Annotated in this window: 13 protein-coding genes; 11 read left to right on the top strand and 2 right to left on the bottom strand. The window is 70.8% G+C overall.

Annotated features, from left to right (window positions below; translation table 11 throughout):
* Window positions 1–48: 48 nt before the first annotated feature.
* A complete protein-coding gene (locus FHS13_RS07670) occupies window positions 49–1341 on the top strand; it encodes a phosphoribosyltransferase family protein (protein WP_184289753.1) in 1293 nt (430 codons plus the stop codon).
* A 116-nt stretch (window positions 1342–1457) separates the two neighbouring features.
* Here the strand turns inward: FHS13_RS07670 and FHS13_RS07665 are convergent, their stop codons facing one another.
* Window positions 1458–1757, bottom strand: coding sequence for a WhiB family transcriptional regulator (locus FHS13_RS07665; RefSeq protein WP_281388727.1), 300 nt, complete (start codon window positions 1755–1757; stop codon window positions 1458–1460).
* Window positions 1758–2442: 685 nt separating this feature from the next.
* On the opposite strand from FHS13_RS07665, the gene FHS13_RS07660 reads away from it, so the two are divergent.
* The 10 genes from FHS13_RS07660 (at window position 2443) to FHS13_RS07615 (ending at window position 14971) form a co-directional block, all read left to right on the top strand.
* Window positions 2443–2850 carry a YccF domain-containing protein gene (locus tag FHS13_RS07660; protein ID WP_184289750.1) on the top strand — a complete coding sequence of 136 codons (408 nt, stop codon included), beginning with the start codon at window positions 2443–2445 and terminating at the stop codon, window positions 2848–2850.
* A 117-nt stretch (window positions 2851–2967) separates the two neighbouring features.
* Window positions 2968–4332, top strand: a complete 1365-nt coding sequence (locus tag FHS13_RS07655) for an AI-2E family transporter (RefSeq protein WP_343064941.1) — start codon at window positions 2968–2970, stop codon at window positions 4330–4332.
* 383 nt (window positions 4333–4715) lie between these two features.
* A complete protein-coding gene (locus FHS13_RS07650; RefSeq protein WP_184289747.1) occupies window positions 4716–6314 on the top strand; it encodes an ABC-F family ATP-binding cassette domain-containing protein in 1599 nt (532 codons plus the stop codon).
* A gap of 187 nt (window positions 6315–6501) precedes the next feature.
* Window positions 6502–6708, top strand: coding sequence for a helix-turn-helix domain-containing protein (locus FHS13_RS07645; protein ID WP_184289744.1), 207 nt, complete (start codon window positions 6502–6504; stop codon window positions 6706–6708).
* Between the two features lie 81 nt (window positions 6709–6789).
* Window positions 6790–7626, top strand: coding sequence for an enoyl-CoA hydratase/isomerase family protein (locus FHS13_RS07640; RefSeq protein WP_184289742.1), 837 nt, complete (start codon window positions 6790–6792; stop codon window positions 7624–7626).
* A gap of 352 nt (window positions 7627–7978) precedes the next feature.
* Complete coding sequence (locus FHS13_RS07635; RefSeq protein WP_184289738.1) at window positions 7979–9583, top strand: DEAD/DEAH box helicase; 1605 nt, start codon at window positions 7979–7981, stop codon at window positions 9581–9583.
* A 234-nt stretch (window positions 9584–9817) separates the two neighbouring features.
* A complete protein-coding gene (locus FHS13_RS07630) occupies window positions 9818–11389 on the top strand; it encodes an alanine/glycine:cation symporter family protein (protein WP_184289735.1) in 1572 nt (523 codons plus the stop codon).
* A gap of 210 nt (window positions 11390–11599) precedes the next feature.
* Window positions 11600–12667, top strand: coding sequence for a permease (locus tag FHS13_RS07625; protein ID WP_343064940.1), 1068 nt, complete (start codon window positions 11600–11602; stop codon window positions 12665–12667).
* Window positions 12664–13434 carry a TIGR03943 family putative permease subunit gene (locus FHS13_RS07620; RefSeq protein ID WP_184289730.1) on the top strand — a complete coding sequence of 257 codons (771 nt, stop codon included), beginning with the start codon at window positions 12664–12666 and terminating at the stop codon, window positions 13432–13434. Before FHS13_RS07625 ends, FHS13_RS07620 begins: the two co-directional genes overlap by 4 nt.
* Window positions 13435–13591: 157 nt before the next feature.
* Window positions 13592–14971: a sensor histidine kinase gene (locus FHS13_RS07615; protein ID WP_246404819.1), complete on the top strand. Its 1380-nt coding sequence runs from the start codon at window positions 13592–13594 to the stop codon at window positions 14969–14971.
* Window positions 14972–15012: 41 nt separating this feature from the next.
* Here FHS13_RS07615 and FHS13_RS07610 read toward each other — a convergent pair whose 3' ends face one another.
* Window positions 15013–16332 carry an ABC transporter substrate-binding protein gene (locus tag FHS13_RS07610; RefSeq protein ID WP_184289728.1) on the bottom strand — a complete coding sequence of 440 codons (1320 nt, stop codon included), beginning with the start codon at window positions 16330–16332 and terminating at the stop codon, window positions 15013–15015.
* Window positions 16333–16396: the final 64 nt, after the last annotated feature.

Genomic DNA, 16396 nt, shown 5'->3' with positions numbered 1-16396 from the left:
AGACGGCCGAGAGGAGCGGCACCGGAAGGCCCCGGTGCCGGTGAAGACATGAGCCCGGTACCCGTTTCACTGCCCTTCGCCGACCGGTCCGAGGCGGGCCGCCGCCTCGCCGAGCGGCTGAGGCCCTTCATGATCGAGGACCCGCTGGTGCTGGCCCTGCCCCGGGGCGGGGTTCCGGTCGGCGCCGAACTCGCCCGGCACCTCGATGCCGACCTCGACGTGCTCGTCGTTCATCGGCTCGGGCTGCCCGAACAGCCGGAGGTGGGGGTGGGCGCGATCGCGGAGAACGGGCGCGTGCTCTACGACGACCGGGCCCTGGCCCGTATGAGGCTGCCGCGCCGGGCGCTGGAGGGGAACGTCGCCGCCGAGCGGGCCGAGCTCGACCGCATGCGCCGGGCCTACCGGGGCGACCGCCCCCTGCCCCGGATCACCGGACGCGACTGCGTGGTCGTCGACGACGGCAGCGCCACCGGCGGGACCGCCCGTGCGGCCCTGCGCATGCTCCGCCAGGAGGAACCCGCCAAGCTGGTGCTGGCCGTGCCGGTGGCCTCCCACGAGGCGGTCGAGCTGCTGCGTGAGGAGGCCGACGCCCTGGTCGTGCTCGGTGTGCCGGACAACTTCCGCGAGGTGGGGGAGTGGTACCGGGACTTCGGGGGCGTCTCCGACGACCGGGTCAGGGAGATCCTGGCCGAGCACGGCGGGGACCGCGTCCGCCCTGCCCGTTCCCGTGCGGTGCGGGTTCCGTCGGGCGAGCTCGTCCTCGACGGCGACCTCACCGTGGTGCGGAGCCCGCGCGGTGCGGTGGTGACGGCCTCCGGTGAGGGGCGCGGCGACCCGCGCCGCAGGGCCGCCGCCGCGGCGCTGCAGCGTTCGGGGTACACCACCCTGGTGCTGGACCTGTGTGCGGAGGGGGAGCACACGGAGAAGGCGGACGCCGCCCTCCTGGGCGGGCGGTTGGCCGATGCGATCGCCTGGCTGCGCGACTCCGAGGGGGTCGGCGGGGCCCCGGTGGGGGTGGTCGGCGACGGGGCCGCCGCTCCGGCGGCCCTGGTCGCCGCGGCCCTGCGTCCCGGCGACGTGGCGGCGGTCGTGGCCCATGGCGGCCGTGTCGACCTGGCCGACACCCACCTGCGGGATGTGCGCGCACCGGCTCTGGTGCTGTTGGAGAGCCGGGACTCGTTCTTCCGCGAGCTCGGCGAGTGGGCGCGCGCCCGGATGGGTGCCCCCAGCGACCTGCGCGTGGTGTCGGGTGCCGAGCAGCTGTTCCGGGGTGCGGAGTGGCGGCCGGCCGCGGTGGAGGCCCTGGACTGGTTCGACCGCCACCTGGGCCCGAAGGGATGAGGCAGGTGCCCGGACAGCGGAAAACCCGCGGCGCCCTCGACAGAGTCGGGGCGCCGCGGGTTTTTCGGGGCCGGGGCCGTCGGGGAGACCCGTGGCGTCAGCGCGTGCGGCCTGGGTCAGGCAGCGTTGGCGCGGCGCATGCGACGGCGTCGCTCGGAAGCGCGCTCGTCCTCGTTGAGGCCGCCCCAGGTGCCGTACTTCTCCGGACGCGAGATCGCATAGTCCAGGCAGTCGGTTCGAACCGGGCAGGCCGCACAGATCTCCTTGGCCTTGCGCTCGCGGACATCTCGCTCCGGCTGGCGCTCGCCGTCCGGACCGAAGAAGAGCACAAGGTCCTCGCCCCGGCACGCGGCGGCATCCTGCCACCCCCAGCTCGGGCGGGGGCGCAGCGCGGCCTGCCGGCGTACCTGAGACATGCTTGAACCACCTCTACAGAAATCACTAGTAAGCTGTCGGAAAAAGCTTCAGTCACCAAAAGTCGGTCATGCGGCGTGAGCCACCCCGCACGACGCAAACGCCAAACGGTGCAGGCGATGTTCCCTGGTGTGGCTGAGACCACGAGAAGCACGGAGACCCTGAGACCAGAAGTTCGGGGTGCTCTCACGCGAACGGCTGCGGAGGCGGTGACGGCCTCCGTCCGAGCCGGTACGTAATCATGCCATCCCCACTCCCGATCATGCACGGGGGGTAGGGAAATTACTCGCACAACCGTTACCGAAATCTGATGCCTCGCGGCCGATCTCAGGTTGTTTGTCCGAGTTTGCCGGGATTGGCGGGATGCGCCCCCTTGCGAAGGACACAGCACATCGTATGGGGCGATGTCCCTCCTGCCTAGAGCCGTCCCGTGATGCGCCGATCACATTCCGGTCTTGCCTGCCCGGCGGGATTGGGCATGGCCGTATGTCGTCACCCTCCGTCGGTACTTCCAGGGCGGGAAACCGGGTCCCGGAGGATCGAGAACTCCCCTTAGGGGAAGTACCAGGGGTACGCGCCGGAACAGGTCGTGGTGCGGAGCCGTCCCAGGCGGTAGAAACACAGGTACTGTCCGCACCCCCCGTCCCGCGGGGCGTACGGAGCTATCCCAAGGAGTGAAGAGACACCGTGGTCCTCCTGCGGTTCATCCTCAACGTCATCTGGTTCTTCCTTGCCGGGTTCTGGCTCGCCGTGGGTTACGCCGTGGCCGGGATCATCTGCTGCGTCCTCGTGGTCACCATTCCGTTCGGCGTGGCCTCCTTCCGCATGGCCGGGTACGCCCTGTGGCCCTTCGGCCGCGAGCTCGTCCGCCGACCCGGGGCGGGCGGGGCCTCCACCGCCCTCAACGTCATCTGGGTGATCGTCGCCGGCTGGTGGCTGACCCTCGGCCACCTCGCCACCGCGGTCAGCCTCGGCATCACCGTCATCGGCCTGCCCATGGCGTGGGCGTCGCTGAAGATGATCCCCGTCGCGCTGGCCCCCTTCGGCAACGAGGTGGTGCGCAGCGGGCACCCGCGGGAACCCTGGCAGTTCTGACGCCGTTGCCCGTACGGTGCCGCGAACCGGGAGGCCCTCGGGCGCGTCCATCTCATCGACCACGCAGACCGCCCACGGGAAGGCGGCGTCGCGTGACACCACTGGAATGGAGTACATGTGCAAGTCCGACGGCCGGGAGTGTGGGCGCTCCTCAACAAATGGCTGACCGCCCGCAGGGCCCGGGCCGAGCGCCTCGCCCGGCTCGAGGAGCAGGAGAAGGCGGCGGCGGAGGCGGCGGCTCGGGCGGAGAAGGCGGCCGAGACGGCCCAGGACGGCGCCGCGGGCAACAACCTCCTCCGCTCCGCCAGCGACGTCGCCTGGCGGGTCCTCATCATCGGTGTGGTGGCCGGCCTGCTCGTCTACGGCCTGGTGCGGCTGTCCGTGGTCACCCTTCCGGTGATCCTGGCGGTGTTCATCACCGCGCTGCTCATGCCGCTGGCCCACTGGCTGCGTGACCGGGGCATGGGCCGCGGGCTGTCCACCACCATCGCGGTCCTGGTCGCGCTGGTCGTCTTCGGCGGCGCGCTCAGCATGATCATCATGCCCGCGGTGCAGGGTCTGGGCGGTCTGATCGACAGCATCACCAGCGGTGTGACCCAGCTGCGCAACCTGCAGGTGTCCCTGCCCTTCGGTCTGGACCCCGCCCTGTTCACCCAGATGATCGACAACGCCTGGATCCAGATCCAGAGCTGGCTCTCCGACAACCAGAGCGACCTGCTCACCGGCGCCTGGACCGCCGGTACCGCGGTGGTCTCGGTCCTGGTCGGGCTGGTCCTGATCATCGCCCTGACGGTGTACTTCGTGCACTCCGGTGACAAGCACATGGAGTGGTTCCTGACGCTCATGCCGCCCCGGTCGCGCCCGGGCGCCCAGCACGCGGCCGACGTCGCCTTCGGCGTGATGGGCCGCTACGTGCGCGGGGTGGCCGCGGTCGGTTTCATCGACGCCGTCGGCATCGGCATCGCCCTGCTCGTCCTGATCGACACCAACCTGGCGATCCCGCTGATCGTGCTCACCTTCATCGGCGCGTTCCTGCCCGTCATCGGCGCCTTCCTCACCGGACTGATCGCCGCGATGGTCGCGCTGGTGACCGAGGGGTGGATCATCGCCCTCATCGTGGTCGGCGTCGTGGTCGCGGTGCAGCAGCTGGAGAGCAACGTCTTCGCCCCGCGCATCTACGGACAGGCGCTGGAGCTGCCCTCCCCGGTCGTGCTCATCGCCATCTCGGTGGGCGGCATCGTCGGCGGTATCCCCGGCATGTTCCTGGCCACCCCGGTGGCCGCCGTGTTCGCCGCCCTGCTGCGCAACCGCCCCCCCTCCCCACCGGAGGAGGGGCACGCGAAGGTCACGGTCAGGAAGAGGTCCTCGGAGAACGGGGACCGGCAGGACATCACCGCGACCGCGGTCGCCGGCCCCGGCGCCTCCCCGGATGAGGAGGAACCCGACGAGGACCCCGCCCCGCCGTCCCCGACCACGTCCTGAACCGCAGCCGAGGCCCCACACGAGCCCACCCGCACCCCAGGGGGTGTGCCGTGAGGGCGCCGGCGGGGTTCTGCAGGAGTGGAGCGAACGCCCGAGGAACGAGCGTGTGAGCGCAGCGACGAAGAACCGCGCCCTGAAGGCGCCCGAGCAGGGGCTGAAGCGAAGCGTAGGCCCCAAGAGGCAGGGAATTCCCCCGCCCCCGCTCCCGTTGACAACGGGGGACGGGGGCGTTCGCCTTCCGGAAAACCCCTGGCGGGATCGGCGTCGGGTACGGCTACGCTGGACCGGGCCGCCCGGTGGAGCCCCCCGTGTCCCACAGGCGCGCGTGAACGCCCTGCCCCCGCCCCGGAACGCCCGAACCGCCTCTCCTAGAAAGCTGTGCCATGCTGATCGCCACCGACCTCGAACTGCGTGTCGGTCCCCGTCTCCTGCTGGAGCCGACCACCTTCCGGGTCGCCGCCGGCGACAGGATCGGACTGGTCGGCCGCAACGGCGCGGGAAAGACCACGATGACCAAGGTGCTCGCGGGCGAGGGCCTGCCCACCGGCGGCACGGTCACCAGCTCCGGGAGCATCGGTTACCTGCCCCAGGACCCGCGCACCGGCGACCTCGACGTCCTGGCCCGGGACCGCATCCTGTCCGCGCGCGGCATCGACGAGGCGTTCAGGGGCCTGCGCGAGGCCGAGAAGAAGATGGCCAGCACCGACAACAAGACCCGGAACAAGGGCGTGCGCGCCTACGCGCGCTGGGAGGAGCGCCTCCACGTCCTGGGCGGGTACGCCGCCGAGTCCGAGGCCGCCGCCATCGCCTCCAGTCTCGGCCTGCCGGACAAGGTGCTGGGCCAGCCCCTGCACACCCTCTCCGGTGGCCAGCGCCGCCGGATCGAGCTGGCGCGCATCCTGTTCAGCGGTGCCGACACACTGCTGCTGGACGAGCCCACCAACCACCTCGACGCCGACTCCATCGTCTGGCTGCGCGACTTCCTCAAGTCCCACCAGGGGGGACTCATCGTCATCAGCCACGACGTGGAGCTGGTCGACCAGGTGGTGAACAAGGTGTTCTACCTGGATGCCAACCGCAGCGCCCTGGACGTGTACAACATGGGCTGGAAGCAGTACCAGACCCAGCGCGAGGCCGACGAGCGGCGGCGCAGGCGCGAACTGGCCAACGCCGAGAAGCAGGCCGACGCCCTGCGCAAGCAGGCCGACAAGTTCCGCTCCAAGGCGACCAAGGCACGTGCGGCCCAGCAGATGCTCAACCGCGCCGACCGCATCCTGGACGGCGTCTCGGGCGTACGCCAGGCGGACAAGGTCGCCAAGCTGCGCTTCCCCGACCCGGCGCCGAGCGGCCGCACCCCGCTCATGGCCGAGGGCCTGTCCAAGTCCTACGGTTCCCTGGAGATCTTCACCGGGGTGGACCTGGCCATCGACCGGGGCAGCCGCGTGGTGATCCTCGGTCTCAACGGCGCGGGCAAGACGACCCTGCTGCGGATCCTGGCGGGTGTCGAGGAGCCCGACACCGGGAGCGTGGTCCCGGGGCACGGGCTCAAGCTCGGCTACTACGCCCAGGAGCACGAGACCCTGGACGTGGACCGCACCGTCCTGGAGAACATGATGAGCTCGGCTCCGGATCTTCCGGAGGTGGAGGCGCGGCGCACGCTGGGCTCGTTCCTGTTCACCGGCGACGACGTGGACAAGCCCGCGGGCGTGCTCTCGGGCGGTGAGAAGACCCGGCTGGCCCTGGCCGCGCTGGTGGTCTCCAGCGCCAACGTGCTCCTGCTGGACGAGCCGACCAACAACCTGGACCCGGCCAGCCGGGAGGAGATCCTGTCGGCACTGCGCAACTACAAGGGCGCGATCGTGCTGGTCACCCACGACGAGGGGGCGGTCGAGGCGCTCCAGCCCGAGCGGGTCATCCTGCTGCCGGACGGGGTCGAGGACGTCTGGAACGCCGAGTTCGAGGATCTCGTCGCACTGGCGTGAGTTCCGCTGCCGGACGCGCAGAACGCCGGGAGGTTGACCCCCGCCTTTTTCGGTCGGAGGTTACGGCTCGCCGAAAGGCCGTTCCGGGGCAGTGCCCCCGGCGTGGCGGCGCCCGGATGTGGTGACCCGCCGCCGTCATGGCCGATGATGAGGCCAAGCCCGCCGGACCGCATCGAGGAGTGAACCTGTGAACGACGAGCTGCAGAAGGGCATACGGGTGTCGGGGGAGGACCGCTCCCAGCTCGCCTCCGAGCTCAAGCGCCGCTACGACGGGGGTGAGAGCATCCGCCAGCTGGCGGCCGCCACCGGGCGCTCCTACGGCTTCGTCCACCGCGTGCTCAGCGAGGCCGGGGTGGAGCTGCGGGGACGCGGAGGTGCGGCCCGCCGCGCCTGACCCGCGGCGGGACCGGTCCCCGGCCTCGGGGTTACTCGGGAGTAATATCTCGGGTGGCACCCGAGACTACGGAGGAACCCCATGGCACAGGCGTCGAACGCCCCCGCTGAACTGCCCACCGAGGAGGAGCTCGGACGGGCCGGCCTGAAGCTGGCGGTGGAGGGGCACGTCGCCCGCATCACCATCAGCCGTCCCGAGCGCCGCAACGCCATGACCGGGCGCACGTGGCGGACCTTGGCCCACATCGGCCACGCCCTCCCCGAGGATGTCCGAATTGTCGTTCTCAGCGGGGAGGGCGACACCTTCTCCGCCGGCATCGACCTCCAGATGTTCACCCCTGAGGGCGTCGACGGTGAGAAGTCCATGGTGGCCGGCATCCTCGAGGGCACCTCCACCGACCAGGACGTCGAGGACTACGTCGAGGAACTCCAGCAGGGCTTCCTCTGGCTGCGCCGCCCCGACCTGGTCACCGTCGCGGCGGTGCGCGGACACGCCATCGGCGCCGGCTTCCAGCTGGCGCTGTCCTGCGACATCCGCATTCTGGGCGACGACGCCAAGTTCACGATGAAGGAGCCCGCACTCGGCCTGGTCCCCGACCTGACCGGGACCAAGCCGCTGGTCGACATCGTCGGCGTCCACCGGGCGATCGAGATCTGCCTGACCGCCCGCCGCGTGGAGGCGGCGGAGGCGCGTGAGCTCGGCCTGGCCGAGCTCGTCGTGCCCGCCGACGAGCTGCCCGGGGCCGTCGACGACGTCGTCGCCGCTCTGCTGGCCACCAATCCCGAGGCCGCGACGGCCACCAAGGCCCTGCTCCAGCAGGCCGCGCGGAACACCCTCGAGGAGCAGGCCGCCGCCGAACGCCGCGCCCAGGTCGGCCGTCTGCGCGCCCTGGCTTCGGCCCTCGGAGCACAGCAGTAGCGCGAGGAGCTTTCTCGCCGGGGCGGGGGAGACCCGGATCACCGGGGAAAAACCCCGCCCCGGCCCCGAACCGGCCCGATCTCTAGTAGGCTGCACCAGGCGGCCGTTCGAAATGCCGCGCGCATCAGGGCGCGCCGGGGCCGCCAAGACGCGGACTCGGTGCACCGACATCGTCGGAGCCACTCTTCCCGAAGAGCACACAGCCCCACACTTTCTGGGAGCTAGTTTCCGCGTGTGATCAGGCGCGTTTGTGTGATTTCTTCGCTGGGTCCGCCGTGGCCGTGTGAAGCCTTCCTCGAAACGCTGCCCAAACGATGAGGAAGGTACACGTCACTTGACGGACACTGCCGTAATGCCTGCTTTCGACAGCCTCGGGCTTCCCCAGGACATCGTCGACGAGCTGGCCAGGAACGGTGTGACCACCCCGTTCCCGATCCAGGCCGCCACCATTCCGGACGCCATCGACGGACGCGACGTCCTCGGCTGCGGCCGTACCGGATCGGGCAAGACCCTGGCCTTCGGCCTGCCGGTCCTCGTGCGCGCCGGTGAGCGCCGCGCCGCAGCGATCCGCCCCCGCGCACTGATCCTGGTGCCCACCCGCGAGCTCGCCCACCAGGTCCGCGACGCCCTGCGCACCTACGCCCGCATCCTGGGTGTGCGCGTGGGCGACGTCGTGGGCGGCAGCTCCTACACCCGCCAGATCAACGAGCTGCGCCGCGGTGTCGAGGTCCTCGTCGCCACCCCGGGCCGCCTCACCGACCTGATCGACCAGGGCGCCTGCGACCTGGGCGACGTCGAGGTCTCGGTGCTGGACGAGGCCGACCAGATGTGCGACATGGGCTTCATGCCGCAGGTCAGCGAGCTGCTCGACCAGGTGCACCCCGACGGCCAGACCCTGCTGTTCTCGGCCACGCTCGACGGCGACGTCGACAAGCTCGTGCGCAAGTACATGAACGAGCCGCGCACCCACTCGGTCGACCCGCCCGTCTCGCAGGTGACCACCATGGAGCACCACCTGCTCAAGGTGCTGCCCCGCGACAAGAACACGATCGTCACCCAGATCGCCGCGCGCGAGGGCCGCACCATCCTGTTCGTGCGCAGCAAGTACCGCGCCGACACGATCAGCGAGCAGCTGATCCAGGCCGGTGTGCCCTGCGCGTCCCTGCACGGCGGCAAGACCCAGAGCGTGCGCACCCGCACCCTCGCCAAGTTCCGCGAGGGCCGCATCCAGGCCCTGGTGGCCACCGACGTCGCCGCGCGAGGCATCCACGTCGACGGCATCGACCTGGTCGTCAACGTCGACCTGCCCACCGGGCACAAGGACTACCTCCACCGCGGCGGCCGCACCGCACGCGCCGGCTCCTCCGGTGCGGTGGTCTCCCTGGTGGCACCCAACCAGCGCCGCCTGGCCCGCCGACTGCTCAGCGACGCCGGCGTGGACGCCAAGCAGCACCTGGTCAACCCGGGCGACGAACTGCTCACCGAGGTGACCGGGGCCCGTGAGCCCTCCTGGGAGCCGTGGATCGAGCCGCCCGAGCCCGAGCGCCCGCGCCGCGGCCGCGGCGGCCCCCGTCGCAGCGGCGGCTACCGGGGCGGTTACCGCGGTGACCGGGGCGGTTACCGCGGCGGCTACCGCGAGGGCGGCGAGCGTCGCGAGGGCGGTTACCGGGGCGATCGCGAGGGAGGCTTCCGCGGTGACCGCGAGAGCGGCTCCCGCGGCGGCTACCGCGAGGGCGGCGAGCGCCGTGAGGGCGGTTACCGGGGCGACCGCGAGGGGGGCTTCCACGGCGGCGAGCGCCGTGAGGGAGGCTTCCGCGGTGACCGCCGGGGCGGTTTCCGCAGCGGCGAATCCCGCGGTGACTCGCGCGGAGGCGACTCCCGCGGCGGCTTCCGCGGTGACCGCCGCAGCGGCGGCGGACGGCGCGGGGAGCGCTTCGACTCCGCACGCCAGTACTGACCCGCGCCTTGCGCGGTGGGCCCGGGCCCGGCAGGTGCACACCTGTCGGGCCCGGGCCGTTACCGGGGTTGCCCACTTCTCTCGGACAGTGCCGGCAGGCCCCTCGGGGGAAGCACGGGGCGGCCTTTTACCGGTTTCTCGCGTGTCCCGGGCCTGTGCGAGCCGCCCGGCGATGCACAGTGGCGGCAGACCCCGGTGTGCCCCGGGGATCCCGCAGCCCTGGGAAGGGGAACCTTGGACGCCCTCAACGACGCCATCGTGGCCGTCAACGACTTCTTCTGGAGCTACTTCCTCATCCCGCTCCTGATCGTGCTCGCCGTCTACTTCACGGTGCGCTCGGGGGTCGTGCAGATCCGCCTGCTCCCGGAGATGTTCCGGGTCCTGTTCAGCGCCCCCGGCACGGCGCCGGACGGACAGAAGGAGATCTCCTCCTTCCAGGCGTTCGCGATCTCGGCGGCCTCGCGCGTGGGCACGGGCAACATCGTGGGCGTGTCCACCGCGATCGTCCTGGGCGGTCCCGGCGCGGTCTTCTGGATGTGGCTGATGGCGACGGTGCTGGGCTCGGCGGCGTTCGTGGAGTCCACCCTCGCCCAGCTGTACAAGGTGCGCACCGGCACGGGCTTCCGGGGTGGTCCCGCCTACTACATCCTGCTGGGGCTGAACCTGCGGTGGATGGCGGTGCTCTTCGCCGTCGTCATCACGGTCACCTTCAGCCTGGTGTTCAACTCCGTGCAGTCCAACAGCATCACCGGTGCGGTGGCCGCCTCGATCGGGGCGCTCGGAGGTGATCCCGGACTGGGCACGTCGGCGCTCATCGGCCTGTTCGTCACCGCGCTCGCCGGCCTGGTGATCTTCGGCGGGGTCCGCCGCGTGGCCCAGACCGCCCAGGCCCTCGTGCCGCTGATGGCGCTCCTGTACATCTTTCTCGGTGCGGCGGTGGTCCTGCTCAACATCGGGGAGCTGCCCCGGGTCATCGGCGACATCTTCTCCTCGGCCTTCGGAGTCCGGGAGTTCGTCGCCGGAGGCGTGGGCACGGCGATCGTCCAAGGCATGCGCCGCGGCATGTTCTCCAACGAGGCCGGTCTGGGCTCGGCCCCCAACGCGGGTGCCACCGCCTCCGTCTCCCACCCCGCCAAGCAGGGTCTGGTGCAGTGCCTGGGCGTCTACTTCGACACCCTGCTGGTGTGCTCGGTCACCGCGTTCATCGTCCTGGTGCAGAACCCCGACTACGGGGGCGAGACCGGTATCCAGGTCACGCAGAACGCGCTCGACAGCAGCCTGGGCACGTGGTCGCTGCACGCCCTCACCGTCATCCTGTTCCTGCTGGCCTTCACCTCGGTGCTGGGCAACTACTACTACGGCGAGACCAACCTGCAGTTCCTCGACGTCAAGCCGAAGCACATGACGTACTTCCGGTGCGCGGTGCTGGCGGCCGTGTTCATCGGCAGCCTCGCGCCGCTGACCCTGGTGTGGAGCCTGGCCGACATCGCCATGGGCGTGATGGCCCTGATCAACCTCGTCGCCATCGCAATGCTCTCGTCCACGGCCTTCCGGCTGCTGGCCGACTACACCCGCCAGTACCGCAACAGGCTCGACCCCCAGTTCACACTGTCCAAGATGCCCGACCTGAGCAACGTCCAGTGCTGGGGGCCGGCCACCGGGGGCCTGCCGGAGGGCGTCGACCGCTCCGAGGGCGACGCCCCCGCAGACCCGCCCGAGGAGGTGCTCCGCCGCGAGGACGAGGAGGGCGAACTCGGCGGTGGCACCGACACCCCGCCCCGCCGCGACGGGGACGAGGACCGGTAGGGGGAGAGCGGGGCGGCGGAACGGCGGCGCCGGGGCAGAGGAAGCGGACCTCCGGTGCCGCGCCGTTCCGGCCTCCGCCGCGGCCCCGGGTGCCGACACGGCCGTTCCCTCGCAGCGAGTTGTCCACAGGTTCGCGCGGAAGTTCCCGGGACGGAAGAGGTTCTCGGTAGGATGCCTGGAGATCCGCACGAAATATCACGGAGCGTAGCCGTGCCCGAAACCCCGCCGTCGACGGGCCCCGCCCCCTCCCTCGGCGATTCGCTCTCCCAGGGCTGGACGGAGCGGGGCCAGGAGCTGCCACCCGATGACTGGGGGCGCCGCCAGGGGCGGCGCCGCACCGGGACGGTCTGGTTCTTCGCCCTGGTCATCACCGCCATGGCCCTGGGCAACGCCTGGGTCTCCGACCAGCTGACCAGCCAGGCGTTCCTGGCGTGGGCCACCGTCTTCACCGCGATCTGCTTCCAGGCGCTGCCGTTCCTGGTCTTCGGGGTGGCGCTGTCGGCAGCGCTCACCGCGTTCGTGCCGACGTCGGTCTACCAGCGGTTCATCCCGTCCGACGCGGCGCGCGCGGTGCCGGTCGCCGGGCTCTCCGGGGCCCTGCTGCCCGGCTGCGAGTGTGCCTCGGTGCCCATCGCGGGGAGCCTGATCCGGCGCGGCGTGGCGCCCGCGGCCGCACTCACCTTCCTGCTGGCGGCTCCGGCCGTCAACCCCGTCGTCATGATCGCCACCGCCGTGGCCTTCGCCGGACAGCCCGAGATGGTGGCGGCCCGCTTCGGGGCGTCGCTGCTGGCCTCCGTGGCCGTCGGATGGATCTGGGTGCGCTTCGGCCGCGCCGACTGGCTGCGCCTGCCCGCGCGCACCCCTGTCCCGGGGGAGTCGCGGTGGTCCGTCTTCCGGGAGTCGATGCTGCACGACATGATGCACGCGGGCGGCTACCTGGTCGTCGGCGGACTGGCGGCCGCCACCCTCAACGTCGCGGCGCCGCGGGAGTGGCTCGTGACGGTGGCCGGGATGCCGGTGGTGTCGGTGCTGGTGCTCGCGCTCCTGGCGATCCTGCTGTCCATCTGCTCGGAGGCCGACGCGTTCGTCGCGGTCAGCTTCACCGATTTCTCCCCCATCGCCAAGCTCGCCTTCATGGTCGTCGGGCCCATGGTCGACCTCAAGCTCATCGCGATGCAGGCCGGTCTCTTCGGCTGGCGCTTCACCGCCCGCTTCGTGCCCCTGTGCCTGGTGGTCGGACTGCTCGCCACGTTCCTGATCGGAGGGCTCCTCCTGTGAACCGCATCGCCCAGGGGCTCACCCTGGTTCTGCTCGGGGCGGCGGCGCTCACCGCCACGGTGGCCACCGACCTGTACCTCAACTGGGTCAAGCCCGGATTCGGCCCCTTCCTGGTCGCGGCCGGAATCGTCATGGCGCTGCTCGGTGTGCTCGTCGTCGCGGCCGAGCTGCGCGGGGAGAGCCGCGGCGGGCCTTCCGCCGACGCCGCGCACGAGGCGCACGGGCACGGTGAGGAGGGGCACGACCACTCCCGGGCGCCCCGGGTCGCCTGGCTCCTCCTGCTGCCCGTGCTGGCCGTGTTCGTGGTGGCTCCTCCCGCTCTGGGCTCCTACACCGTGGAGAGCACCGCGGAGTCGTCCGGGCCCCCGCCGCGTGAGAACCGCGAGAGGTCGGGCGCCTTCGACGACGGTCTGGAGGACGCCGCACCGGGCGAGGTCGTCCCGCTGGATCTTCGCCAGTTCGTGATGCGCGCCTGGATCGACGAGGAGCGGCATCTGGCCGGGCGCACCGTCGAGCTCACCGGGTTCGCGGTCCCCGCCGAGGGGGAGGGGTGGTACCTGGCCCGTCTCCAGATGGCCTGCTGCGCCGCCGACGCCGTTGTCAACAAGGTGCTCATCACCGACCGGCCGGCCCCCGAGGCCGACAGCTGGTGGACGGTGCGCGGCACCTGGGTGGAGCCGGAGGGCGAGCTGGTCGAGGTGAGCGAGCACAGGTTCAGCGTCGAGGAGATCGAGGAGGTCACCGACCCCCCGGACCCCTACGAGTAGCAAAAATGTCGAGTATGTGGCCTAATGTCCGCTAGAGGCCTTTTGGTCCTTTGAGGGGGCGGTGTCCGCCACACCGGCGGTAATTCAGGGGTTCTCGAGGTACCTGAGTGACAATGGGCGAGTGATGACCGGTTGGGGCAGGCGATGGGGGAAGCGCATGCGCCCTCGATCCATTCGTGCCAAGGTCACCGTGTGGTCGATCGTCATGCTCATGGTGATCATGGGGGTCGCCCTCTTCCTGACCAGTCTCCTCCTGCGCCAGATCGTGGCGTCCCAGCTGCTGACCAAGGCCGACCAGGCCGCTCTCCAGGTCGCTGAGGACATCGCCGAGCGGACCTACGAGGGCCCCATTCCGGCCACCGAACCCATTCTGCGGATCCAGATCCTGGACCGGGAGACCGGGGAGGTGCTGGCCGCGAGCCAGGCCCTGACCGGAAGACCCGCTCTGACGGGTGTGGAGACGGTCGGCAGCGATCTCCGGATGGACGCCACCTTCTGCACCGAGGCCGATGACCAGGGCATGGAGGACTGCTACATGCTCGTGGGCTACCCGGTCTACGGGTCCGCCTACGGCGACGTCGTGATCCTGGCCGCCACCACCGCGCCCCACCTGGTGGTCACGAGCACGCTGGAACTGGTGATGTTCGGCGTCTCGCTCACGCTGCTCACGGCCACCGCCGCGGTCGTCTGGTGGGGGGTCGGCCGCACACTGAGCCCGGTGCGGCGTATCAGCGCGGAGATGGAGCACATCTCCGCCACCAACCTGCACCGGCGCCTTCCCGTCCCCAACACGGACGACGAGATCGCGGTCCTGGCCAGCACCGCCAACGCGAGCCTGGAACGGCTGGAGGAGGCCGTCACCCGCCAGCGCAGGTTCATCTCCGACGCCTCCCACGAACTGCGCAACCCCATCGCCGGCATGATCACCAAGATCGAGGTCGAGCTGGCGGCTCCCCACCCGGACCCCCGAGAGCGCGAGCAGACGCTTCAGGACCTGCTCTCCGACACCCTGCGACTGGAGAACATCGTCACCGACCTGCTCGAGGTCTCACGTCTGGAGAGCGAGGTGGCCAAGGAGCGCAGGACGGTGGACATGTGCGCGCTGGTGGCCGAGGAGCTCACCGACCGCCACCGCCGCGTCGTCATCCGCACCCACAGCTGCGGCGAGGCGTGGGTGAAGGGCAGCCGGGTGCGTCTGGCGCGGGTGCTGACCAACCTCATCGCCAACGCCGAGCGCCACGCGCGGTCGCGGATCGACGTCACGGTGGACCGGGAGGGGGACAACATCGTCGTCGAGGTGCACGACGACGGCTCGGGCGTTCCCGAGTCCGAGCGCGAGCGTATCTTCGAGCGCTTCTCGCGCCTCAAGGAGTCCCGCGAACGCGACCCGGAGGGCAGCGGCCTGGGCCTGGCGATCTCCCGTGAGATCGCCGAGGCCAAGGGCGGCACACTCGTGGCGGGGCAGAGCAGCCTGCTCGGGGGCGCGGTCTTCACCCTGACCCTGCCCGCCGTCCGGTCCGAGCCCCCCCAAACCTGAGGAGGGCGGGTGCGGGAAGGGCCTCTCCGCACCCGTGCCGCCTACTGCTCACCGCCTCCGAAGAGGGCGACGTCCTCGGGGGCGGGCCGGTCCATCTCGAAGGGGAGGATCTCCCCTCCCTCGCTGTCGGTGACCATCGGCTCCTGCAGGATCTCCGGGGAGTCGTCGGCGTTGTGCTGGACCACCATCACGCCCGAGTAGCCGCTGTGGTCCTCCGCCGTGGCGACGAAGGGGACCAGGCCGGGGCCGGTCCACTCGCGGGAGTTCAGGGTCTCGATCAGTCCGGACCGGGTCAGGTCGGGGCCGGCCTCCATGAGCACCTGGGCGAACAGGACGGCCTGCACCATGCCGTAGACCGTGGTGTCGGTGAAGGGCGTACCGGAGTTGTACTCGTCGTGGATCTCCCGGAAGAACGTGATCCAGGGGTCGTCCTTCTGGGCGGCCAGCGGCAGGAACGAGGTGATGATGAGCCCGTCCAGGAGCGACTCCGCGGGAATGTCCTCGGCGGGGGTGCCCGCGGCGTACTCCTCGACGAGGGCGGAGACGATCTGCACGTCCCCGCCGAAGCTGGGCGCCACCCACTGCGGGGTGTAGCCGATGGCTGCGGACTCCAGCATGGCCAGCCCCAGGAAGGCGGGGATGCAGTAGCACACGGCGACCTCTGCGCCCGACTCCTTCAGCGTGGCGACCTGGCCGGCCAGTTCCGGGACGCCGGAGTCGTAGGACTCCCAGGCGATGATCTCCTCGGTGAGGTACTGCTCGACCCCCGCGTGGGAGGAGGGGCCCACATCGTCGTTCTGGTAGAGCAGGGCGACCTCCTCCCCGGCGAAGTTCTCGGAGATGAACTGGCCCTGGACCTTGGCCTCCTTGGTGTAGTCCACCTGGAAGCCGTAGCTGTAGGGGTAGACCTCGGGCTGGTCCCAGGCCAGGGCGCCCGAGGAGACGAACAGGTCGGGAACGCCCTGCTCGTTGAGCTCCTCGATGATCGCCTCGTGGGGTTGTGTGCCCAGGCCGCCGAGCATCGCGAAGATCTCGTGCTCGTTGAGGAGGCTGTCGGCGATCTGCTGGGTCTGGGCCGGGTCGAACCCGTCGTCCATGACCTGGTACTCGATCCGCCGTCCGTGGATGCCGCCGTTCTCGTTGATGTAGTCGAACATGGCACGGGCGCCGGTGGACACGTGGCGGAAGCCGGGGGAGGCGGGCCCGGTGAGGGGCTGGTGCGTTCCGATGACGACGGCGTCGTCGGTGACCCCCTGCGTCTCGGCACCGGGGTTCACCCCCGAGCCGTCCTCCGACAGGCCGGAGCAGGCGGCGACAAGTGCGACGGCCAGCGCCGACGCCGTGATCCTCAGTGGGCGCATGAATGTGTCCTGGACTCGGGTAGTGCTTTTACGGAGCGGGCATGGTGAGCCCTTCGGGGACCGG

Origin of the sequence: Nocardiopsis algeriensis, assembly GCF_014203695.1 — a bacterium.
GTDB lineage: Bacteria > Actinomycetota > Actinomycetes > Streptosporangiales > Streptosporangiaceae > Nocardiopsis > Nocardiopsis algeriensis.
Note: the sequence above shows the minus strand (reverse complement) of the source record. Positions and strands in the feature narration are given on the sequence as shown.

Coding starts and splice junctions, on each gene's coding strand:
- FHS13_RS07640 (WP_184289742.1), top strand. CDS start 6,790: ATGGCACAGGCGTCGAACGCCCCCGCTGAACTGCCCACCGAGGAGGAG.
- FHS13_RS07615 (WP_246404819.1), top strand. CDS start 13,592: ATGCGCCCTCGATCCATTCGTGCCAAGGTCACCGTGTGGTCGATCGTC.
- FHS13_RS07650 (WP_184289747.1), top strand. CDS start 4,716: ATGCTGATCGCCACCGACCTCGAACTGCGTGTCGGTCCCCGTCTCCTG.
- FHS13_RS07635 (WP_184289738.1), top strand. CDS start 7,979: ATGCCTGCTTTCGACAGCCTCGGGCTTCCCCAGGACATCGTCGACGAG.
- FHS13_RS07670 (WP_184289753.1), top strand. CDS start 49: ATGAGCCCGGTACCCGTTTCACTGCCCTTCGCCGACCGGTCCGAGGCG.
- FHS13_RS07610 (WP_184289728.1), bottom strand. CDS start 16,332: ATGCGCCCACTGAGGATCACGGCGTCGGCGCTGGCCGTCGCACTTGTC.
- FHS13_RS07665 (WP_281388727.1), bottom strand. CDS start 1,757: ATGTCTCAGGTACGCCGGCAGGCCGCGCTGCGCCCCCGCCCGAGCTGG.